Below are 23,161 nucleotides of genomic sequence, written 5' to 3'. Positions count from 1 at the left end.
CCTTACTATTTTTATATCCTTACTATTTTTATATCCTTACTATTTTTATATCCTTACTATTTTTATATCCTTGCTATTTTTATTCCTTGCTCTTTTTATCTACATATTATATTTGAAAATCTTTTCTATGTTTTTATCAGTATATACAATTTATCTAACAATATCAACTGATCTACAAATTATCTCCAAAATAGTCACTAATTTATGCAATCTAAAAGGAGGCTATAAACAGCCTCCTACAATATTACTCGTTTGAAATCATTCCTCTGATTACCTTCATATTGTTGAATATCTTCTCTAAAAAGTCCTCAGCAATTTCATTATCAAGTAGTTTTATTTCTAAGTTTTTATCGTTTTCTATACCCTTGTTTTCACAATAGTTTTGGGCTATTTCCAATATGTTTTTCTTTTCTTCTTCAGTTAGTGAGTATTTCTTATAATCCACTATTACATATTGAAGTATCTCTTGCTCACCCGATTTGTTGTATCCTATCTCTATATGGTATATAACCGCATACAGATTCTCCATATTTTCTTCGCCATTATAAACTGGCACTGCTGGATTAGACTTAACAAAACTAGTTGCTACAGGTATACTATTTCCTATGTTTAGGTTCATATTGCCTCCTACGGTAATATATTAATTATTCACTTATAGATACTAAAGAAGTAATTTCCTTGTTTCTCTTAGCTAGAGTACTTGCACTCACTCCATAGCTCTTAGCTATAGCAGTTTGAGTAACATTTTCTCCAATTGACTTTCTATAGTGATATTCAAGACCTGATGCCCATCCGTTTTCAGAACCAGTAATTTCAGTTCTTCCTACAACACTGCTCCATACCTTGATCACACCTTCAAGAACAGATGAATCCTCTATATTAGCCTTTAATATCTTAGTCATTTCATCTTCTATTGAATCAAGAACTTCTTCAAGTTTTTCTTCACTTTCTTCAAGCTTTTCTTCGCTTTTTTCAAGATTTTCAACTACTTCTTCTGTATTTGATTCTTTTGAAGCTTCATTTGATTCCTGAGATTCATTGTCCTGACTTCCATCTTCAGATTCAACATAATCGCTCATCTGTAGTAGCTGTACCATATACTTATAGAAGAATAATGTATTAATCATTACAAAATATTCCATATTTACCTGATTTGGCTTACTACTTTCATAGGCTTCCATAATACTATCATATATCACATCCTTAGTTTCTGGTTGAATTCTTATAGTAAGGTCTATCAATATATAAGTATCATCAATCAATACTGGTCTTGCGATTAGATAGTCACCCTTAGTAAATTCACCCAAAATCTTTGAGTCAAGAGTATTGTATTTCTTTTCAGTAAATAAATCCTTAATTGTTACTTCTCTACCATCAACGCTATCTATTTCAAATAAGCTTGGATAAGAGTTTACACAATTAGATATGATTCTCTTTTCTGTATTATTGAACTTTTTCTTGTTCAATATATGTATAGCAGGAGTCATATCCTTGCCAATTACATAGTCGTATGAGAAGTATGACGCAAAAAATCTAGCTGCTGCTGCATCATTCTTTGTATTTTCATCAAAAAATGACTCTCTAGCTTCTTCCTCATGCTTTTTAAATTTATCGTCTTTTCCTATTAATTCCTCTAAGTATCCACTTAACTTTACTATAGATTCAGTATACTTTTTGTCGATTTTTTCTTTCTTGTTGTCTAAGGCATTATTGTTCAGTATTTCTACTTTGCTAACCTTATCTTTTTCCATACAACAATTTTTATATTTTTTTCCACTTCCGCAGTAACACTTATCATTCCTTTTTAACATCTTTTATTGCTCCCTAATATTAGATTGTATTACTCATAATAATACGATTTCTCTATTATTATACGAGTTATTTCTGTGTATCTAGCCTTTACACAGTGGTTTTATTATATCACATATATCAGGGATTGAAAATACTAAACATACCTATTTAGAAAATAAGTTAACTAATATTGTGTATTCACCAGTTTTCTCATACTTATTGTACATTATTTGGTCAATTTTTACTTTTTTGTTTTGTTTATCTAGATAATTCATAAACATTATAAAGTCTTTATTTTCTCCTCTTAACATAATTCTATATTTATTTTCATTTTCTTGGCTACTTTTCTCAATAGATACTACATTAGGATCCATAGAAATCTGTTCATAAAACTCTCTATTTCTTTCCAAGTGGGTTTTTTTACTATTTTTCGAAGTTGAGTCCTTTAAATATTCTGCATTATCTGATTGGTATGATTTGTCACTATATTCATTATCCTGACTAGAGCTTTGTATATTGCTATTATCAGAATCAATTAGACTTTGATCGCTTTCGTAATCTTGTCTGCTTTCTATAGATTCTATTTCTTTTCTTAAAGAAATATTTTTTTCATTGTATGGAGATAAAAATAAAATATTAAGAAGAAAAATTGTGGCGAGAATCATAAAGGATAACACTAACTTTTTTTTATACATGACTTCCTCCATCTATATACAGCTTTATAAGTATTACTGATATACTTCATGACATATTGCACGGAGCTACTTATTATCTATATTTTAGGATTTATACATATTTTTATTTTATGTGTATTCTTTAATCAATATACATTCTTTAATCAATATGCATTTTAGAACTAACATACATTTTATAAATGAGATATATCCTATTTTTTTATACTTATTTTTATTAAGTATACTTTTACCATTTCTCTATCCTTATTCTCATCTTCCCTAGTCTCGTCTTCTTTAATTTTATTATTTTTTTCTACATTTACTGTCTTAGAGTTTTCATTTTCTTCTTTGTTTTCTTCTAATTTTTTCTCCTGCAACTCTTTATGATCTTCTCTATTTTCTTTTCTTTGAATATCAACGTTATTAGTTTTTTCTTGATTGCCTTCTTCCTTAGTTTTTGTAGATTTATTTTTTTTATCAATTTTATATGTTTGATCTATATTATTTTTCTCTAGTATTACTTCTTCTATCTCATCTGATACTTCTATTTTCTCTACACTTTCTTCTGCGTATGAATATCTATAATTATCGATAACTCTTAAGATATTTTCTTTTTCTTTTTCACCAATTTTTTTCCAGCAACTTTTTTTACTAGTTTTTTCTTTACTATTTTCTTTGTAGGTTTCTTTTTTACTATCGTTTTCTTTAGGGTACTCTTCTGCGGTTTGATTACTTTTTTCTTGATTATCTTTGTTCCCACTTTTTTCTTTATTTTCTTGATTACCTTTTTGTTTGGTTTTTTCTTGATTATTATTTTTTTCCCTGGTTTCTTTATTACTTTCTTCATTATTTTCTCCTATGCCGTATATTTGTTTTGCTTCTTTACGAGAAATTTCTTCAGATCGTATATACTCTACTTCTGCACCTTCAAAAACTTCTTCTCTCAATATAGACGCTATTTGTGATTTATCTGAAAGCAGAAATTCAAATACTATTTTTTCTTGATCAATATCTATATTTTTTAGTTTTTTAGACAATACTGTAGATATGTCATATATTTTCCAGATATCTACACCATACAGATTGTCAAAGTTTTTATTTTTCCATAGCTCTTCTTCTCTGTTTTCTTTGATTGCTATTTCTTGCTTTGCTTCTTTTTCATTTTCAAGTTTTATATTTTCAGCGAAGACATTTATACTTTTAATAGATATTATTAACAAAAATAAAAAAAGCAGCTTCATAATTTTCACGTATACAGATCTTGATTCCTCTTTTTCATAAAAATTGCAAACTGGCTTTTTTTTACCTTCCAAATTATTTATCAAAGCATATTTACCAAGATTATCTTTAAACTTCAACTGTTTTTTCAATATTCTATATCCGTTATTTTCTTCATTTCCAAAAACAGTTATATTATCACTTCTAGATAGATACGATATGAGCGAAGAATCGATGTGTCTATCGTCCACTATCATAGTACTTTCTATTTTTGTGTTTTTTCGAATATATAAAACTATATCTTCTTTTCGAAATTCCAAAACGGGAATAGTTTTATCTTCACTATCACTTGCTATTTCAAGATTGTCAACAATCTGATATGATGCATAAATTTTTTTACACCCTATTTTTGAAATCTTACTTATTTTGCTCATAAGTTCAATAATATATCTTGGAAATATACATATTCTATATTTGGTAAAGTCCTCATTTATTTTTTCTAGTTTCTCATAGTATTTAATGTACTTTCTAGAGTCCAAGCCTTTTACTTGATCTAACTTTATATCTATTAATTTTTCAATTTCTTTCTGCTTTGATTTAGATAATAATTCGATATCATTTAACCACATATCGCTACTTTGAGCTATACATATTAATTCAGCTACCTTTACACGTTTCTCACTCTGTAGTACCCTTATTTTATCACATATTTTAAAGCAAAGTTGATTTATGGCATAGCTAGTATTTTTACTTTCAAAAGGATAGTATTCATCAAGTTCAACGTCCATCTTATCTTTTTTGCTATTAATAGCTAACATACTGTATCCATTTGTTTCAAATATTATATATAAACGTGTTAATTTCATACTATCCTCCTTTTAATTATTTAATGAAGATTAATTCTTATCAGGCTTAGGATAAAATATCTTTTCTCCCACTTTTACCAAGATATCACCATTATCTTGATCCTCTTCTAATATTGTAAATTCTTCTTTACTTACACTTTGTGGCTTTGGAACCCTATTTAGATAGTGTTTCTCCTTTAGTTGAACGGCATTTTTATATGTTTCAGCACCGTCTCCATTTTCTTTTGACATGTATGCTGCTGTAGCAATCACAGAAGCATTTGCGTAATCTGTATTTTCTTTTGCCATCTTTTGAGCTCCATTATACTTTATAGCTACTATACCAGACAGTATCCCTATAATAGTCACTACTACTATCATTTCTATAAGCGTAAATCCCTTTCTTTTCCTAAATTTTGTATTATAAAGAAGCTCCTCTCCATGTTTTGAATCTCTGCTCTTATCAGGTCTTCCCTCTTTATTGACCTTACATTTAGCAAGTTTATTTTTATCATCAATATATTCTAGTTCTGCTTCATAGCTGTAGACTTCTAGATTTTCATTTAGTCTTTCTATTTCTTTTGACATATATTCCTCCTTATATAAATCAAAATACTAATTATATATACAAATATATTATTTTCGATATCAACTTTAACTTTGTCAAATTAAGAATTCATACTTAAATCCTAATTTCGTATATTCACTTCTCTAGTTCTAAATCAAAGTATCTATCAAATACCTCCTTATCCACCAAGGCTATCGTCATATATCAAGGTAATACTTTTATTTATAGCTATATACGAATTTATAGCTATGATATGCTAGATATAATATCAAACATAGGAGATAGTAACACTATCATAGTCAAGCCTATTAATACTCCCATCAAAACTATCATTATCGGTTCAAACAATTTAATAAAATTATCCAGTTCAATATCCAGTTCCTCTTCATAGTATTGGCTCACAGTTTTCAAGGCATCATTAAATCGACCTGATTCCTCACCTGAAGCAATCATAGATATAAATATTTGAGGAAATATACCTGATAACTCTAGAGAATCAGTCACAGTATTACCTTTTTCTATATAGTTTTGTGCAATTTTCAACCTATCCTCGGCATAACTATTATTTAAGGTCTTACTAGATATCTCTATTGCCTCGACAATATATACACCGCTATCCAATAGTATACTCAACACCCTTGCAAATTTATTAGATATAATTAGTGTATTTATTTTTTTGAACATCGGAATCCTAAATCTAACCTCATCTCTCCACAACTTATATCTATAGTCATCATTGATAGACTTTAAGATGTATCCAACTATTATAAGTGTACTTATTAAAATATATATCATATTTTTTCTCAAGTAGTTTGATATCGCAAATATTTTTCTAGTAGAACTTGGCAAGTCGACACTTTCCAAATCAAATGCCATCTCAAAGTTTGGAACGACAAATAACATCACAAAATTCAGTGCAATAACAGATACTATTATTAAAATAATTGGGTATATCGACACACTTAATATTTTTGATTTTAATTTATCCTCTCTATCATAATATACAGATAGGCTTTCTAACATATAGTCAGTATTTCCACTTACTTCCCCCGCATGTAGCATATTGATAAAGAACTTTGAAAATAAGTTACTGTTAGAAAATGATTCTGTCAAGCTTTTTCCTGATTCTACATTTAGCTTAGTTATATTCAAAGCTCTTGCCATATTTATGGAAGATGATCCTATCAGTGTTTCAAAAATCGTTACTATATTACACCCAGATCTAGACATGCTAGACATCTGTCTACACATTATTTTTATTTCCTTATCTATTAATTTTTTATTATCAAATATTTTCATATCACCATTTTTAATAATGCTTAAATTTAAGCTACAAACATCACTTACTATATTTTCAAGATTTTAACAATACATTTTCTTGCTCATTTAATGGTCCTTTATAGAATCTTCAAAACTAATCATTCCATTTTTTAATGCTATTTCCTTCATAACTGCAGGGTCCTTATCACTTACAATAGCTTCTTGAATATCTTTATCTATCCTAAGTAGTTCATATACTAGCCTTCTCCTCGCTACAGAATTAGCTGACTGATAATTTCTATTACTTATATTCGCCTTGATCAAGCGCTGTGACACCACTCCTAATAGACTTGCCTTGATTAGATATGGCTCTATCCCCATATCCCTTAGTCTAACTATAGTGGATATGGCATCATTGGTGTGTAGAGTACTTATGACTAGGTGACCTGTTATTGCCGCCCTAATTGCTATCTTGGCTGTTTCATAATCTCTAATCTCTCCCAAAATAATCACATCTGGATCTTGTCGCAAAATAGCTCTCAAACCATTATCAAATCTGATTCCAGATTTTAAATTTACCTGTATCTGGTTTACACCTTCAATTTTATATTCTATGGGATCTTCTATAGTCATAATATTTATCTTTCTATCTTTGATTTCATTTAAAATCGAATATACAGTAGATGATTTCCCACTTCCCGTTGGACCTGTAATTAAAAGTATACCTGAACCTTTTGATATAATATCATCGATTATTTCGATTGCTTTTTTTGAAAAACCTAGATTTTCTCTATTCTTAATGAAATTATTTCTATCCAATACCCTCAAAGCCAACTTTTCTCCATATACAGTCGGCATACACCCCAATCTAACATCCACATCAAAACCATTCTTGCAATAACTAAACCTGCCATCTTGAGCCAATCTTTTCTCAGTAATGTCGCAAGCTGATTTTAATTTTATTATGCTTACCAGTTCTATATAGTCTTTTAAGGGATATCTGTTTACCTCTAAAAGATCTCCTTCTATTCTATATCTAACCCGCACATATCCATCAAATGGCTCAATATGTATATCACTTGCTCCCTTTTTTATAGCACTTTCTACTAGATTTTCAAACATTAATTCAGCATAGTTATTTTCATTTCTATCCGATACTTTATAGTTATCTCTGATATTTTTAAGTATTTCCTCCTCACTTTTTTGAACAACAACTATTTCTCTATTTGATATTATTTTTAAATTACTTATTAGATTTATATCAAAAGAGCTCATCTGAACTGTTAACTCTTTATCGTCTATATTTACTGGAAATACAATATTTGAACGTGCATATTTCGCCGTAATGATGTTTAACAGAAGTTCATCCATGTCATCATCCTTTCTTATATTTGTATATATATATTTATAATAATATAGTCTTTAAAAATAATATTTAAACTAGTAATTTTAGATTTCATATTATATTTTACAAAAAAAGACAACATTTCAATTGAAATGTTGTCTTTAATATTTTTTTAATTATTTTCTAGAAATTATATTTCTTCTTGTGAAGCCTCTATGCCTTCTTTAGAGTCATCTATATTTTCTTCTGTTGTTATTTCGAACCCATGTGATTCATACTGGAATACTATTTCATCCCAAAGATCCAAAATACCAGATTTTTTAGATGATGAAGTGAATATTATCTTTTCATCGTCTTGCATTTCTAGCTTCTTTCTAATGACGCTTCTATGCTTGTCATACTGTCCCTTTGATATTTTATCTGCCTTTGTTGCAACCACTATACAGTTATATCCAAAGAACTTAATCCAGTCATACATCATTTTGTCATCTTCTGTAGGTTCATGTCTAACATCTACAAGTAATAAAATCGCACAAAGCTCATTTCTACCTGCTAGATATCTTTCCATTATTTCGCCCCATTTTTCTTTTTCTGTTTTAGCTACCTTTGCATATCCGTAACCTGGTAAATCCACAAAGAAAAATTCTTTATTTATTAAGTAGAAGTTGATTGTTCTAGTCTTTCCAGGAGTCTGTGAAGTACGTGCAAAGCTCTTTCTATTTAGAAGTCCATTTATCAAAGATGACTTTCCAACATTTGAACGACCTGCCAGTGCAATTTCTGGTACTCCATCTACTGGATACTGACTCTTATTGACAGCACTCATAGTAATTTCGGTACTCTTTACCTTTACTTTAGCTTCTCTTTCTTCTACTTCTTTATTTTTTCTAGTATATGGATATGGAGCATCTCCACTCTTTTTACTTTTTTTTGCTTTTAATTTTTTTGCTGTATTCTTATTTTTATTATTTGCCACTATTTCACCCTATTTCTTTAGTAAAGCTACATCAATAACTTCTTGCATCTTCTCTACTAATACAAATTCTATATCATTTCTTACATTTTCAGGAATTTTATCTAAATCAGATTCACAATCCTTTGGTAATATGATCTTTCTAATTCCCATTCTATATGCTGCTAGTACCTTTTCTCTTACTCCGCCCACTGGAAGTACTCTACCTCTTAGAGTAATTTCACCTGTCATTGCAATATTTCCAGGTACTGGTCTATTTGTAAGAGCTGATATAGTTGCAAGAGTCATAGTAATACCTGCTGAAGGTCCATCCTTAGGAGTTGCTCCTTCTGGAATATGTATATGAATATCTTTTTCCTTATAGAATTTTTCATCTATATCTAACTGATCAGCGATAGATCTTATATAAGAAATACCTGCTCTAGCAGATTCTTTCATTACATCTCCCATCATTCCTGTCAACACTATATTGCCCTTACCTGGTAGTGCACTCACTTCTACTTCCAATGTTACACCACCTACAGCAGTCCAAGCTAGACCATTTACAACACCTACTTGAGGCTTTAGATCTAGTGGGTCTTCCTTGAATTTTTCGGCTCCAAGATACTTAACTATTAGTTCTCTATCCATTTTTACTGGTTGAAGATCTGGATTTTCTGCCATTTCTTTTACAACTTTTCTACAAAGTTTGGCGATTGTTCTTTCTAGCTGTCTTACACCAGATTCTCTAGTATATCTGCTTATTAAGAACTTAATTGAATCATCGTCCATTGTTATAAAGTCTTTTTCTAATCCATTTTCTTTTAACTGCTTCTTTAAAATATATCTTTTAACTATTTCTAGTTTTTCTTCTTCTATATATCCTTCTATATCAATAACTTCCATTCTATCATATAGAGGTCTAGGAATCTGTCTTAGATCATTTGCTGTAGTGATAAACATTACCTTTGATAAATCAAATGGTAGTTCTAGGTAATGATCCACAAAGTACTTGTTCTGCTCTGGATCTAGAACTTCTAGCATAGCTGAAGTTGGATCTCCCTTGAAATCATTTGACATCTTATCAATTTCATCAAGTAATATTACAGGATTCTTTGTTTTAGCTTCCTTGATAGCATTGATTATTCTACCAGGTATAGCTCCTATATAAGTTCTTCTGTGTCCTCTTATTTCAGCTTCATCTCTTACTCCACCTAAAGATATTCTTACAAAAGGTCTACCTAAAGATCTTGCAACTGATTTTGCTATAGATGTTTTACCTACACCTGGAGGTCCTGAAAGACATATAATAGGTGACTTTAGATTTTTAGATAACTTTCTAACAGCCAAATATTCAAGAATTCTTTCTTTGACATCATCTAAAGCATAGTGATCTTCATTTAATATTTTCTCTGATTTTTTGATATCAAATCTATTTCTAGATTCCTTGTTCCAAGGTAGTGAGAATATTGTATCCAAGTAATTTTTAGACACATTATAATCTGGTGTACCAAGAGGAGTTCTTTCAAATTTTTCTATTTCTTTTTCTATTTTTTCATAAGTTTCAGCTGGAACCTTTAGTTTTTCTAGCTTTTCTTTGTACTCGCTTACTTCACTACCTTCTGCAGTATCTCCCAATTCCTTTTGAATTGCCTTTAACTGTTCTCTTAGATAGTAGTCCTTTTGAACCTTATTCATTTGCTTTCTTACATCTAAGCTTATTTTCTTGTCTATTTTTATTACGTCTATCTCATGAAGAAGATATTCATGAAGCATCTGCATTCTTTCCTTTATATCCAAAGTTACTAGTATCTTTTGTCTGTCAGTAAACTTTAGAAACAAGCTAGATGCTATAATATCAGTTGTCATAGAGAAGCCTTGTGAATCAGTAAGATCCATAGATGCATCTGATGGCATATCCGCTGCTATGCTTATATACTCCTCAAATCCCTTCATCAATCTTCTTGAATATGCCTCTAAATAATTTCTATCATCCTCTTCAAATCTATCTTCATCAAACTCTATAGGTGTTATAGTTCCCATCCAAGCGTCATTTTCATCTATTCTCATAGATTCAAGTCTTGCTCTTCCTATCCCTTCCACCAATACTCTAATAGAAGAATCAGATGTTCTCATTACCTGTTTTATGCTACATATAGTACCAACACCATATATATCCTCCATCTCAGGGTCTTCTATTGAAGAATCAAATTGACTAACTAAGAAAATTTTCTCATCATTTATCATAGACAACTCGAAACTCTCTATAGAATTCAATCTTCCTATATCAAATGACTGTAAGATACATGGAGAAATCGAAATTCCTCTTAGTGGTATCATTGGCATTTCTATAGTGTCTTCATACACTATTACTCCATCTTCTGATCTAGAAGCTTCTTTTGAAACATTAGCTTCTTCCTTTATAGCCTCTTCTTCCTTTTCCTTATCTTCTATATCATCCATTACTTCATCAAACATATCGTCTAATAATTCCTTTATATCTTTATCCTTTATGTCTTTATCCTTTTTATTTGCCATAATTTCTCCTTTCCGTTGCATATCCTATATGCAAGTCGTATATTATTAGCAGTCCAAATATTTCTTAAATGTAACACTTTTGGTTACACAAGCAAGTACGTGTATTAACTATTATATATATGTGTATACCTAAATTCAACATCTTTCTACCAAAAATTTGCAAATTATTGTATTTTTTTGTAAAAATATGCTTCTTATATAGATTTACCTGCGAAAAACTGACTATTAAAATAGAAATTAGTAATAAAATTCCATTTTAAGATTATGATTTATTTTCTTTTTTTCTAAAAATAAAGAAGTGGCTCAAAAGAGTCACTTCCTAAATTCAAATAATTATTATCCTATGAAATAGGTTCATCATTTACAATATCATGTACATCTTTGTAAACTACAAGAGGATCTGCTCCATCTTCTATACACTCTTTTGTTACGACTACCTTCTCAACATTTTCCATAGATGGTATTTCATACATAGTATCCATCAAAGAATGTTCTATAATACTTCTAAGACCTCTAGCTCCTGTATTTCTTTCTATAGCCTTTTTAGCTATAGACTTAAGAGCATCTTCATTGAACTCTAACTTAGCATCATCATAATCAAATAGTTTTGTATACTGATTTACCAATGAATTCTTTGGTTCTGTAAGAATTTTTACTAGAGACTCTTCATCCAATAAATCTAGTGTTGCTATTACTGGTATTCTACCTACAAACTCTGGTATCAAACCAAACTTTAATAAGTCATCTGGAATTACCTTTGAATATAGCTTTCCTAAATCCATATCTGTCTTGCTCTCTATTTTTGCTCCAAAGCCCAGTACTTTTTCATTACTACGTTTTTGAACAATCTTATCTATTCCGTCAAATGCACCACCTAGTATAAATAAAACATCTGTAGTATCTACCTTCAAAAATTCTTGGTGCGGATGTTTTCTTCCACCTGTTGGAGGAACATTTGCTACCGTTCCTTCTAGAATCTTTAGAAGTGCCTGCTGTACACCTTCACCACTTACATCTCTTGTGATTGAAGGATTATCAGACTTTCTTGATATCTTATCTATTTCATCTATGTAGATTATTCCCTTCTGCGCTTTTTCTATATCGAAATCTGCAGCTTGAACTAGTTTAAGTACTATATTTTCAACGTCTTCACCAACATATCCAGCTTCAGTAAGAGACGTAGCATCTGCTATAGCAAATGGTACATTTAATATCTTTGCCAAAGTCTGTGCTAATAATGTCTTACCTGAACCTGTAGGTCCTAGTAAAAGTATATTACTCTTTTGAATTTCTACATCTTCTGATTTGTTTCCACTGTATATTCTCTTGTAGTGATTGTATACTGCGACTGAAAGTGCCTTTTTTGCACTTTTTTGCCCAATTACATAATCATCCAAAATATCCATTATTTCTTTTGGCTTTGGAAGATTACCCTCTAGCATTTCCTCTGAATCATCCATTTCTTCCTTGATAATTTCACCGCATAATTCAACACATTCATCACAAATGTATACACCTGGTCCAGCTATTATTCTCTTTACCTGGTCCTGATCCTTACCACAAAACGAACATCTATATTGTTTATTGTTATCTTGCTTAGGCACTCTATCACTTCCTTTCACTCTGAATAATCCTATTACAAGTAGGATTTCAAATCTAGCGTACAATATTGTAGCTACAACTACATTATAACACTACTCTTGCTATTTTTATACACCACTAGAAATTACTTCGTCTATTAAGCCGAAATTTTTGGCTTCTTCTGATGTCATGAAGTTATCACGTTCAGTATTTTGCTTTACAATATCTAATGGCTGTCCTGTTCTCTCAGATAAAATATCATTTAACTTCTTCTTTGTATCCAATAAGAACTTTGTATGTATTTCTACATCAGTTGCCTGTCCCTGTGAACCACCAAGTGGTTGATGAATCATAATTGTACTATTAGGTAGAGCGTATCTCTTTCCCTTAGCACCTGCAGCTAGCAAAAATGCACCCATTGATGCTGCCATACCAACACACATAGTACTTACATCCGGCTTTATGTACTGCATAGTATCATAAATTGCCATTCCAGCTGTTATACTACCTCCTGGAGAATTTATATATAGATGTATATCTTTATCTGGATCATCTGCTTCTAAAAATAATAGCTGAGCTACTACCAAACTTGCAGTTGTATCATTGACCTCATCTCCTAAAAAGATAATTCTATCTTTTAGAAGTCTAGAATATATGTCATATGATCTCTCTCCTCTACCATCTTGTTCTACTACATATGGTACTAATGCCATATCTGCACCTCCACTTCTCAATTTTAGATAAAGACCACAAAGCTTTGTGGTCTTTATCATATAATATATATTACTCTTTATACCTAAATATAACCTATACTAAACGTTCTTTGGTTATATACGTATTTTATTTTTATAATTAGTTATTTAGTATCAATTATTAACATACCTATATTTCTATAGATTATAAGATACATTTAGCTAATATATCAATTCAGTAATTTTATTTTATTAGACTACTTAATTTTTGCAGCGTCTAATAGCATTTCTACAGTCTTTTCATTCTTAATTCTGTTTTTCATTCCTTCTATTTCAGCTTCGCCGATAGCTTCCTTAATCTTTTCTATTTCCATATTATACATAGTAGCGAAGTTTTCCATATCCTTTTCAAGATCTTCTTCAGTTACTTCAACATTTTCCATTTCAGCTATTTTTTCGATTACTAGAGTATTCTTAACCATATTTTCAGCTTCTTCTCTTCTAGCTTCTCTTATATCTTCTATAGTCTGTCCTGAAAGTTCAGCGAACTTTTCAAGAGACCATCCCTGATAGCTTAACTGCATGTTTATTTCTTCTAATTGTCTGTCTAACTGACTTTCAATCATTGAAGCTGGTATATCTATTTCTACACCATCAGCAATAGCATTTACTACTGCATTCTTTAGTTCGTCCTTTGCATCTGTATCAGCCTTTTCCTGAAGCTTAGCCTTGATATCATTCTTTAATTCTTCTAATGATTCAAATTCAGTTGTATCCTGTGCAAAAGCATCATCTAAAGTAGGAAGTTCCTTCTTCTTAAGATCGTTTACTACTACCTTGAATACTACTGGCTTTCCTGCAAGTTCTTCTGCTGGATAGTCTTCTGGGAAAGTAACATTTACGTCAAATTCTTCTGCTACTGGCTTTCCAATCATTTCATCTTCAAATCCTGGTATAAATGATCCAGAACCTACTTCTAATGAATATCCTTCAGCAGTTCCACCTTCAAAGGCTTCTCCGTCTAAAGTTCCTGCAAAGTCTATATTTGCAATTAGTCCGTTTTCTACTGGACCTTCAACGTCTACCATTCTTGAGTTCTTTTCAAGAAGAGCATTTAGTTCATTAGTTATTTCTTCTTCAGTTACTTCTTTTTCTATATTTTCTACTTCTACACCCTTGTAGCTTTCAACAGCTACTTCTGGCTTAGTATCAACTATAGCTATCAAAGTTAAAGATCCGTCATCATTGATTTCTTTGATGTCTAGACTTGGCTGGCTCACTACATCTAGATTCAATTCTTCAACTGCTACTGGATATACTTCTGGTAGAACTATATCTAAAGCGTCATTGAAAAATACTCCCTTACCGTAGTTCATTTCAATTATCTTCTTTGGAGCCTTACCCTTTCTAAATCCTGGTATATTGTATCTAGACTTAGTCTTGTTATAAGCCTTATCTATAGCCTTTTCAAATTCTGCACCATCAACAAATATTTCAAATTTTACAGAATTGCCTTCTTTGTTTATTAATTCAGATTTCATAAAAATTTCCTCCTAAGTTTAATGTCTATAATATTCTTCGATTGTCATTATATAAAAACACAATTCAACCATTTAATTATACTATAAAATACTTGAAATTGCACCCATTTTTGCAAATTTGTCCACATTGATTAATTGTTTTTTACAAAATACTATATTAAATCATATAAACTTCCGCAATAATGATATTTCTTTTATATTGTGGTTTTATAAATACTGATTAGAATTTTACCAATTCACACCAGTACCTCTATCTTACCATAAAGTTTAACTTTTTAAACACTTTCAAAGATTTTTTTAAAGTTACTTGAAAGTGCTTAAAGTATTTTTGCTTTACAAAAATCTATATTCATATGTAAAATTACCATCTTTTATATCCATAATTACATAACTTCTCTCAACGCCATCACGGGGAAGAGCAAGACTTCCTGGGTTTATCATTTGAACCCCCATCACCATCCTGTCTTCTTTGACATGTGTATGACCAAATATTGCTATCCTCGCTCCTTTTTCATGTGCTATGTCTGCAAGGTTTCCAAGTCCATATTTGACACCATACTTATGACCATGAGTTAAAAATATTTTAACTCCCTCTAATTCAAACTCCATATCTCTTTCAACATCTTCAAAATCACAATTGCCTGCTACTGCTATTATAGGTTTTTGTGTTTTTTCTTTTAGATATATTGAATCCCTAAAGTTATCTCCAGCATGGATTATCAAATCTACATCCTTTTCTATTATTGGAATGATTTTATCCATATATTTTTTCACGCCATGAGAGTCTGATAATATTAATATTTTCATATTTTGCCTACTTTCATAATTAACTATTACACTTGCCTTTTAGATTTTATAACTATAAAGTAGCAAATATTGATACTATATAGTTCTTGAATCTATTATATTTTCCAATTGTATCTTCATCTTTTCAAGAGCTCTAGATCTGTGACTAAAACTATTTTTTAGCTCACTTGGAAGTTCACCAAATGTCTTATCATATCCATCTGGAATAAACATACAGTCATATCCAAATCCGTGGTCTCCTCTTTCTTCTTTAGACACTCTTCCATCTACTACGCCACGAGATAAAATTTCTTTACCATCTGGAAATACTACTGCTATAACACATACAAATCTAGCAGTTCTATCATCCATGGTTACACCCTCTAGTTCTTTGAACATCTTGATTCTATTTTCTTCGTCAGTTGCGTTTTCTCCAGAATATCTTGCTGAGTAAACTCCTGGTCTTTTATTTAGCGCATCTACTTCTATACCTGAATCATCTGCTATTGATATCTTTCCAGTTTCTTTTGCTATAGTTCTGGCTTTTATCAATGCATTATGTTCAAAAGTTTTTCCATTTTCTATTATTTCTATATCTTCAAGTCCAACATCTTTTAAAGACTTGATTTCAAAGTTTATATCGGCTAGAAGCCTCTGTATCTCTTCAAGCTTATGTGCATTTCCAGTAGCTATAACAGCTTCTCTTTCATACTCACGACCTATGATTGAATCTGCCACTTCCCCTAGAATTTCTCTTTGTTTTCTCATTAGTTCTTTATTACCCTTTTCAGCGTATTCTAAAATCTTAGTTAATTCATCTTTTGTAAAAGGTCTTTCTTCTCCCGTACCTTGAATTTCTATAAATTCACCTCTATTATTCATTACTACATTTGTATCCACTTCTGCATTTGAATCTTCTTCATAACAAATATCTAATCTAACATCACCATCTACAACGCCGACACTGATTGCTGCCATCATTGAATGTAGTGGCATTTTCTTTATTTCCTTATTTTTTAGCAGGCTATATAGTGCATCTGCAAGTGCAACATATGCCCCTGTTATAGATGCAGTTCTTGTTCCACCATCTGCCTGTATCACATCACAATCTATCCAAATAGTTCTTTCTCCTAAAGAGTGTAGATCTACTACCGATCTTATTGCTCTACCTATTAAACGTTGAATTTCTTGACTTCTACCATCTATCTTTCCCTTACTTGAATCTCTTCTTTTTCTCTTTTGAGTTGCACTTGGAAGCATAGAATACTCTGCACTGATCCATCCACTTCCTGCACCTTTTAGAAATGGTGGAACTCCATCCTCCACACTAGCCGTACATATTACTTTTGTTTCTCCCATCTCTATAAGTACAGACCCTTGAGAATACTTTGTAAAATTTCTTGTTATTTTTACATCTCTTATCTCATCTAATTCTCTTCCATCAGGTCTCACATTCATTGCTGATTTATTATTTTCCATTGTTATATACCGCACCCCATTTTCAATTATTTATTAAGAATATCCAATACTTCCTCTTGAGTTTTTAAATCAAGCATAGCCTTAAATTTATCTTCATCTATTACCTTTACTCCCAATTTTTCTGCCTTGTCAAGTTTTGAACCCGCCTCTTCACCTGCCAAAACAAAGCTTGTAGACTTGCTCACACTGGAAGTTGCCTTTCCCCCTCTAGCTTCGATGAGTTCTTTGGCTTCATTTCTCTTCATAGTTGGAAGTGTGCCTGTAAGAACTATCTTCATCTTATCAAAAATCTTAGCAATATCATCATATTTACCGTGATCCGCTTCAAAATTAAGCCCTGCTTGGCGTAATTTTTCTATAGTTTCTATATTTTTATTTTCCTTGAAGAATTTAACGACACTATCACTCATCACTTCCCCAAAATCATCTATATTTACTAGTTCCTCTTTTTTAGAATTCATTATTTCATCTAAATTATTATAGCTAGCAGCTAGTTGCTTGGCTCCTTTGACACCTACGAATTTAATTCCTAGACCGTTGATCAATCTCCAAAGCTCATTAGACTTCGATTTTTCCAAAGAAGCCATTAAGTTTTCTACAGATTTTTCTCCCATTCTCTCAAGTTCTACCAACTTATCAGGGTCCATATAATATAGATCTTCCATTTTTTCTATTATCTTTTGTTCTAAAAGCATAGTGATAATAGATTCTCCCATGCCATCTATATCCATCGCATCTCTTGACACAAAGTGTATTATACCCCTTCTTATCTGTGCTGGACAAGATATATTTATACATTTTACTGCAGATTCACCTTCTATTCTTACAGTTTCTTCTCCACATGCAGGACAAGTAGTCGGCATAGTGAATATTTTTTCTTCACCAGTTCTATCCTCTTTTGAAACCTCTATTACTTGAGGTATTATCTCTCCTGCCTTTTGAACTATTACCATGTCGCCTATTCTAATATCCCTCTCATTGATATAATCTTCGTTATGAAGGGTTGCTCTGCTTACAGTTGTTCCTGCTAACCTTACAGGATCCAATATTGCAGTTGGTGTAATAGTTCCTGTCCTACCTACTTCTACTTCAATATCTTTTAGCTTTGTTTTTTTCTTTTCAGCAGGGAACTTAAATGCTGTAGCCCATCTAGGACTTTTGACTGTAAAGCCTAGCTCTTCTCTTTGCTCTATAGAATCCACCTTTATAACCATTCCATCTATATCAAAGCCCAACTCGCCTCTATGTTCAGTCCAATAGTTGATATGGTCAATTACTTCCTCTATCTTCTTACATACCTTATAATCCTCACTTACAGTAAATCCAAGTGATTTCATATATTCAAAGGACTGACTGTGATATTTTAATCCTAGATCTTCTATATTTTCTAAGTTAAAAATAAATATATCCAGAGGTCTCTTAGCCGTAAGCTTAGAGTCTAGCTGACGAAGCGATCCCGCTGCTAGATTTCTAGGATTTGCATATATAGATAGATCATGTTCTTCTTGATAGTTATTAATTTTTTCAAAACTATCTTTAGATATATATACCTCTCCTCTTGCTACTAATTCTCTTTTTTCATCTATTTTGATAGGTATAGATTTTATAGTTTTAATGTTTTCAGTAACATTTTCTCCTACGTAGCCATCCCCTCTAGTTGCTCCTACTGATAGATAGCCTTCTTTATAAGTTAAGCCTACTGATAGACCATCTATTTTAAACTCAACTACATATTGCACTTCACCAGAGCAGTTTGATCTTACTCTTTTATCAAAATCTCTAATTTCACTTTCTGAGAATACATTAGAAAGACTTAACATAGGTCTTTCATGAGTATAGCTTTCAAATTTAGAAAGAACTATCCCTCCTACTCTGGAAGATGGGGAATCTGGTTTTTTTAAATTTGGAAACTGATTTTCAATATATATCAAAGCCTTCATCATTCGATCATAGTCATAATCTGATATTTCAGGGTTATCTTCATTGTAATAAAGATTGCTATGGTAATTTAGCTTTTCTATAAGAGCTTGCATCAATTCTTTTGCCTGTTTTTCATCTAATTTTGCATTTATTATATCATCATAGTTTAATTCTTTCATATTCATCTCCTAAAAATAGTCTTACATTTCATTTTATCACAATTTGGCATTCTCTTTCCAGCGATTATTAAATTAAAGGTCAACGAAAAATGCTGTTACAAAGTAACAGCATTTTTATTGAGTAAATATTAGTTTTGAATAGTCTATTCTAAAAATCCAGACTTTAAAACATCATCTGCATTTGTAGTTGCCTTCATTTTCTTTCCATCCATTATATCGACTATATTACCTTCCTCATCAATTAGAAAAGTTGTTCTCTCTACGCCCATATAAGTCTTTCCAAACATCTTTTTTTCTTTCCAGACACCATACTTTTGAATTACTTCAGTCTCTGGGTCAGATAATAAAATAAATGGTAGCTCATGCTTATTTGCAAAATTAGTATGAGATTTTATTCCATCCTTGCTTATCCCTATTACCTCTGCACCTTTTTCTTTTATCTGTGGATAGTTATCCCTAAAATTACATGCCTGCATAGTACAGCCAGGAGTACTATCTTTTGGGTAAAAGTACAATATAACCTTCTTACCCTTATATTCTGATAAGCTAACATTTTTGCCATCTTTATCTTGTAAAGTAAAATCTGGTGCTTTATCTCCTATATTCATAAGTTGCCTCCCTTAAATTTCTCAATGTTATATTTATACCCAAATGCAAAAAATTTAAAAGCAAATTTTATGAATTGTTTTTCTCTTTAGATAATAAATCTCTTATTTCAACCAAAAGTTCTTCAGATGTAGTAAGTGCTGGAGACTCTTCTACTATCTCTTCTGGAGCGATCACTGTACTCTTAAGCTTCCCTATCAATTTTATAAATACAAATATTGAAAGTGCTATAATTAAAAAATCAATGATGGATTGTAAAAACGCTCCATATTTAAACTGAGCATTTCCAAACTTAACCATCAAACCTGATATATCAGTACCTCCTGTAATAATTCCTATAAATGGTGTGATTATATTTTCAACTAAAGATGTTACAATTTTTGAAAAAGCACCACCTATAACAACACCGACTGCCATATCTATGACATTCCCCTTCATAGCAAATTCCTTAAATTCTTCAATAAATTTTTTCATAATTTTTGTGACACATGGCCACATCCTCCTCTCCTGCCCTATTTTTAACAAATTCTATTGACTTTATACCCAATTTTTATATAAAAATTCTTTATTTTAATTTTTATTATGAAAATACATGTATTTATTTAGAATTAAAAACAGATTTTTTTATCTAAAAATATTTTATTTTAATTAATGCTTTTATTTTATCCATTTATTTTAATTAACACTTTTGTTTTATATATTTATTTTAATTGCCATTTTGCTTACTTTACTATTAAAGACATTTACTTTTTCTAAAGACATTTTACTTTTTCTAAAAAATATAAATAAAAATACGATAAAGATAGACAATAAAAAAAGATAGACTTAGAAAAGCCTATCTTTATATATTTATTTATAATTTATTACCTATTATTACTCTTCAAAGGAATCTTCTTCCTTAGCGAAGAACTCTTCATACAATGCTTCACACATATTTATAGGAGTTGCTTCTGGTATAAAAGGCGCCTTGTAAGTCTTGACATAAAGAACTACAGGACCACTTACCTTATACACATCTAATTCAATTTCTTTTTCTTCGTTTTCTTCTATCAATCTGTGAGTAAACATAAATGAACCTATTTGGTATCCATTTAAGTTAATTTCCTTTACTTCAATTCTGTTTTCCATATCGCACCTACTTTGTTAAATTAAGCTTCTGACATTTCCCAGTTATGATGAACATTTTGTACATCATCATCTTCTTCTAAAACATCAAGAAGTTTTTCCATTGATTTTATCTGTCCATCTTCATCTAAAGCAGTTGTAGTCTGAGGTATCAACTTAACATCAGCTACTACAAACTTATATCCTTTTTCTTCTAATCCATCTCTTACATCATTTAAATCTTCTGGAGCTGTAATTACTTCGAATCCATCTTCATCAGATATAAAGTCTTCTGCACCTAGTTCTAGTGCAGCTTCCATCAATACTTCTTCTTCAGCATCTTCACTTGATATAAGTATAATACCCTTTCTATCAAACATAAAAGCAACACAACCCTGAGTTCCAAGGTTACCATTATTCTTATCAAAGTAATATCTTATATTTCCAGCTGTTCTATTCTTATTATCAGTAAGAGTTTCAACTATTACTGCTACTCCACCTGGTCCATATCCTTCATATACTATTGATTCATAGTTTTCGCCTTCACCTGCTCCAATACCCTTTTTAATAGCTCTTTCAATATTATCATTAGGCATATTATCAGCTTTAGCCTTTACTATAGTTGCCTTCAATGCTGCGTTATATTCAGGATCTCCGCCACCTTCTCTTGCTGCTACTGTGATAGCTCTTGCATGCTTTGTAAACACATTTGCTCTAGCTGCATCCTGCTTACCTTTTCTTCCTTCAATATTGTGTATACGACCCATTATTTTCACTCCTTAATATTTTAATCATCTAGTGACTTTTGCACCGTTTCTTAAATATTTAATACTCTATGCATATCATACATATTTAAATAGACTATGTAAATAATTTTTCTCAAAATTAGTCTCTAATCTCCCTGTGACTTTAATTTTGACGTCACAACAGTATATTTTATCATATATCCATTTATAAGTAAATATTCAAGGATATTCAGTTGCAACTTTTTATTCATTTTTTAAGCTTTAATATTTCTTTTTAAAATTCCATTATTTTTTTAAACTTTTTGTTATTTTTTTAAACTCACTATAAATTTTATCATTTAGTAAATTTTGTCAAAAGTACTAATAAATTCAAAAGTACTAACAGATATAGTTATTTAAAATCTACCTTTAAGTAACTATACCTAACTTATGTATATTTACTATAATGAATATATTTTCATATTCATAAACTTACTTAAATATAGGAGGCTTTGGTACTGGCACTCTCTTGTGCTCACTCACTCTATGAAGTCTTTCTATAATTTCTAAATCTTTTTCTGGTACATTTTCTCTATTACCTGACACTACCATATCTATATAATTATATGTTGTTCCCATTTCATTTTCATCTGTTTGACCTTCCCACAGGCCTGCTGATGGTGCTTTATTTATTAGGTCATCATGTATTCCTAGCTCTTTTGCCCACTCATAGACTTCACTCTTAGGAAGGTTTGCTATAGGAAGCATATCTACTCCACCATCTCCATATTTAGTAAAGTAACCTGTATACATTTCAGCTGCATTATCAGTTCCAGCTACTAGGTAGCCAAGATTGTTAGCCACTGCATATAAAGCTCCCATTCTTACTCTTGCTCTTAGATTGGCATCTGTCATCTTAAGTGAATCTTCGCTGTATATATTTTTTTCTTTTAACTGATCTGTTACTTGATCTAATATTAATTTTTCTGGTTCATCCAGTGTAAGCTCCAAATGTTCTATATTACATCCATTTATAACTTTCATTCCGTCTTCTTTATCCTGAGGGTTACTCTTAATATTCATTATTACTCCAACAGAGTTATCTGGAAATGCTTCTTTTATCAAGTAAGCAACTACAGCAGAATCTATTCCTCCTGACACACCTACAGCTACACCTTTACAGTGAGCTTTTGCTGTCATTTCCTTTATCCATTCTATAGTTTTATCGATCTGTTCTCTTCTAGTCAACATCTAGTTTCCCCTTTTCTTATTGTATTACTAAATTATTTTTATATCTCTACCTTAATTCTAAGACATGCTTATGTCTAGCATTATATCATAGTATTTATGATTTGAA

General features: G+C 30.9%; 20 protein-coding genes. All 20 read right to left on the bottom strand.

The features are described from left to right. Positions 1-244: 244 nt before the first annotated feature. A complete protein-coding gene (locus RR561_RS06905) occupies positions 245-619 on the bottom strand; it encodes a hypothetical protein (protein ID WP_332506840.1) in 375 nt (124 codons plus the stop codon). 25 nt (positions 620-644) lie between these two features. After that, positions 645-1,811 carry an SEC-C domain-containing protein gene (locus RR561_RS06900; RefSeq protein ID WP_332506838.1) on the bottom strand — a complete coding sequence of 389 codons (1,167 nt, stop codon included), beginning with the start codon at positions 1,809-1,811 and terminating at the stop codon, positions 645-647. Positions 1,812-1,955: 144 nt separating this feature from the next. Next, positions 1,956-2,486 (bottom strand): hypothetical protein, encoded by a 531-nt coding sequence (locus RR561_RS06895; protein WP_332506836.1) that lies wholly within the window; start codon positions 2,484-2,486, stop codon positions 1,956-1,958. Between the two features lie 191 nt (positions 2,487-2,677). Then, the gene (locus tag RR561_RS06890) at positions 2,678-4,549 is read right to left on the bottom strand and encodes a hypothetical protein (protein WP_332506834.1); all 1,872 of its coding nucleotides are present in this window, start codon (positions 4,547-4,549) and stop codon (positions 2,678-2,680) included. Positions 4,550-4,579: 30 nt separating this feature from the next. After that, positions 4,580-5,116, bottom strand: a complete 537-nt coding sequence (locus RR561_RS06885) for a type II secretion system protein (protein ID WP_332506832.1) — start codon at positions 5,114-5,116, stop codon at positions 4,580-4,582. A 226-nt stretch (positions 5,117-5,342) separates the two neighbouring features. Beyond that, positions 5,343-6,395, bottom strand: a complete 1,053-nt coding sequence (locus RR561_RS06880; RefSeq protein WP_332506831.1) for a type II secretion system F family protein — start codon at positions 6,393-6,395, stop codon at positions 5,343-5,345. A gap of 87 nt (positions 6,396-6,482) precedes the next feature. Further along, the gene (locus RR561_RS06875) at positions 6,483-7,727 is read right to left on the bottom strand and encodes a GspE/PulE family protein (protein WP_332506829.1); all 1,245 of its coding nucleotides are present in this window, start codon (positions 7,725-7,727) and stop codon (positions 6,483-6,485) included. A 164-nt stretch (positions 7,728-7,891) separates the two neighbouring features. Further along, a complete protein-coding gene (yihA, locus tag RR561_RS06870; protein WP_334309603.1) occupies positions 7,892-8,527 on the bottom strand; it encodes a ribosome biogenesis GTP-binding protein YihA/YsxC in 636 nt (211 codons plus the stop codon). Positions 8,528-8,686: 159 nt separating this feature from the next. Beyond that, the gene (gene lon, locus RR561_RS06865; RefSeq protein WP_334309602.1) at positions 8,687-10,999 is read right to left on the bottom strand and encodes an endopeptidase La; all 2,313 of its coding nucleotides are present in this window, start codon (positions 10,997-10,999) and stop codon (positions 8,687-8,689) included. A 533-nt stretch (positions 11,000-11,532) separates the two neighbouring features. Continuing rightward, the gene (gene clpX, locus RR561_RS06860; RefSeq protein ID WP_334309601.1) at positions 11,533-12,795 is read right to left on the bottom strand and encodes an ATP-dependent Clp protease ATP-binding subunit ClpX; all 1,263 of its coding nucleotides are present in this window, start codon (positions 12,793-12,795) and stop codon (positions 11,533-11,535) included. A 105-nt stretch (positions 12,796-12,900) separates the two neighbouring features. Further along, on the bottom strand, positions 12,901-13,485 hold the full coding sequence (gene clpP, locus RR561_RS06855) for an ATP-dependent Clp endopeptidase proteolytic subunit ClpP (RefSeq protein ID WP_332506823.1): 585 nt from the start codon (positions 13,483-13,485) through the stop codon (positions 12,901-12,903). Between the two features lie 236 nt (positions 13,486-13,721). Beyond that, complete coding sequence (gene tig / locus RR561_RS06850; protein WP_332506821.1) at positions 13,722-15,005, bottom strand: trigger factor; 1,284 nt, start codon at positions 15,003-15,005, stop codon at positions 13,722-13,724. Positions 15,006-15,338: 333 nt separating this feature from the next. Then, entirely contained in the window at positions 15,339-15,812 is a 474-nt protein-coding gene (locus RR561_RS06845) for a metallophosphoesterase family protein (RefSeq protein WP_332506819.1), read from the bottom strand. A 75-nt stretch (positions 15,813-15,887) separates the two neighbouring features. Continuing rightward, complete coding sequence (gene rph / locus RR561_RS06840) at positions 15,888-17,270, bottom strand: ribonuclease PH (protein ID WP_332506817.1); 1,383 nt, start codon at positions 17,268-17,270, stop codon at positions 15,888-15,890. 26 nt (positions 17,271-17,296) lie between these two features. Next, positions 17,297-19,303, bottom strand: a complete 2,007-nt coding sequence (gene ligA, locus RR561_RS06835) for an NAD-dependent DNA ligase LigA (protein WP_442952302.1) — start codon at positions 19,301-19,303, stop codon at positions 17,297-17,299. A 209-nt stretch (positions 19,304-19,512) separates the two neighbouring features. Next, positions 19,513-19,977: a thioredoxin-dependent thiol peroxidase gene (gene bcp / locus RR561_RS06830; protein ID WP_332506813.1), complete on the bottom strand. Its 465-nt coding sequence runs from the start codon at positions 19,975-19,977 to the stop codon at positions 19,513-19,515. 67 nt (positions 19,978-20,044) lie between these two features. Continuing rightward, a complete protein-coding gene (mscL, locus tag RR561_RS06825; protein WP_332506811.1) occupies positions 20,045-20,473 on the bottom strand; it encodes a large-conductance mechanosensitive channel protein MscL in 429 nt (142 codons plus the stop codon). A 375-nt stretch (positions 20,474-20,848) separates the two neighbouring features. Then, positions 20,849-21,103 carry a hypothetical protein gene (locus RR561_RS06820; RefSeq protein WP_332506809.1) on the bottom strand — a complete coding sequence of 85 codons (255 nt, stop codon included), beginning with the start codon at positions 21,101-21,103 and terminating at the stop codon, positions 20,849-20,851. 20 nt (positions 21,104-21,123) lie between these two features. Further along, positions 21,124-21,846: a YebC/PmpR family DNA-binding transcriptional regulator gene (locus tag RR561_RS06815; RefSeq protein WP_332506807.1), complete on the bottom strand. Its 723-nt coding sequence runs from the start codon at positions 21,844-21,846 to the stop codon at positions 21,124-21,126. Positions 21,847-22,296: 450 nt separating this feature from the next. Continuing rightward, a complete protein-coding gene (gene nadE / locus RR561_RS06810) occupies positions 22,297-23,055 on the bottom strand; it encodes an NAD(+) synthase (RefSeq protein WP_332506806.1) in 759 nt (252 codons plus the stop codon). Between the last annotated feature and the right edge of the window lie 106 nt (positions 23,056-23,161).

The organism is Peptostreptococcus sp. (assembly GCF_036639115.1).
In the GTDB taxonomy this organism is placed as follows: Bacteria; Bacillota; Clostridia; order Peptostreptococcales; family Peptostreptococcaceae; genus Peptostreptococcus.
Note: the sequence above shows the minus strand (reverse complement) of the source record. Positions and strands in the feature narration are given on the sequence as shown.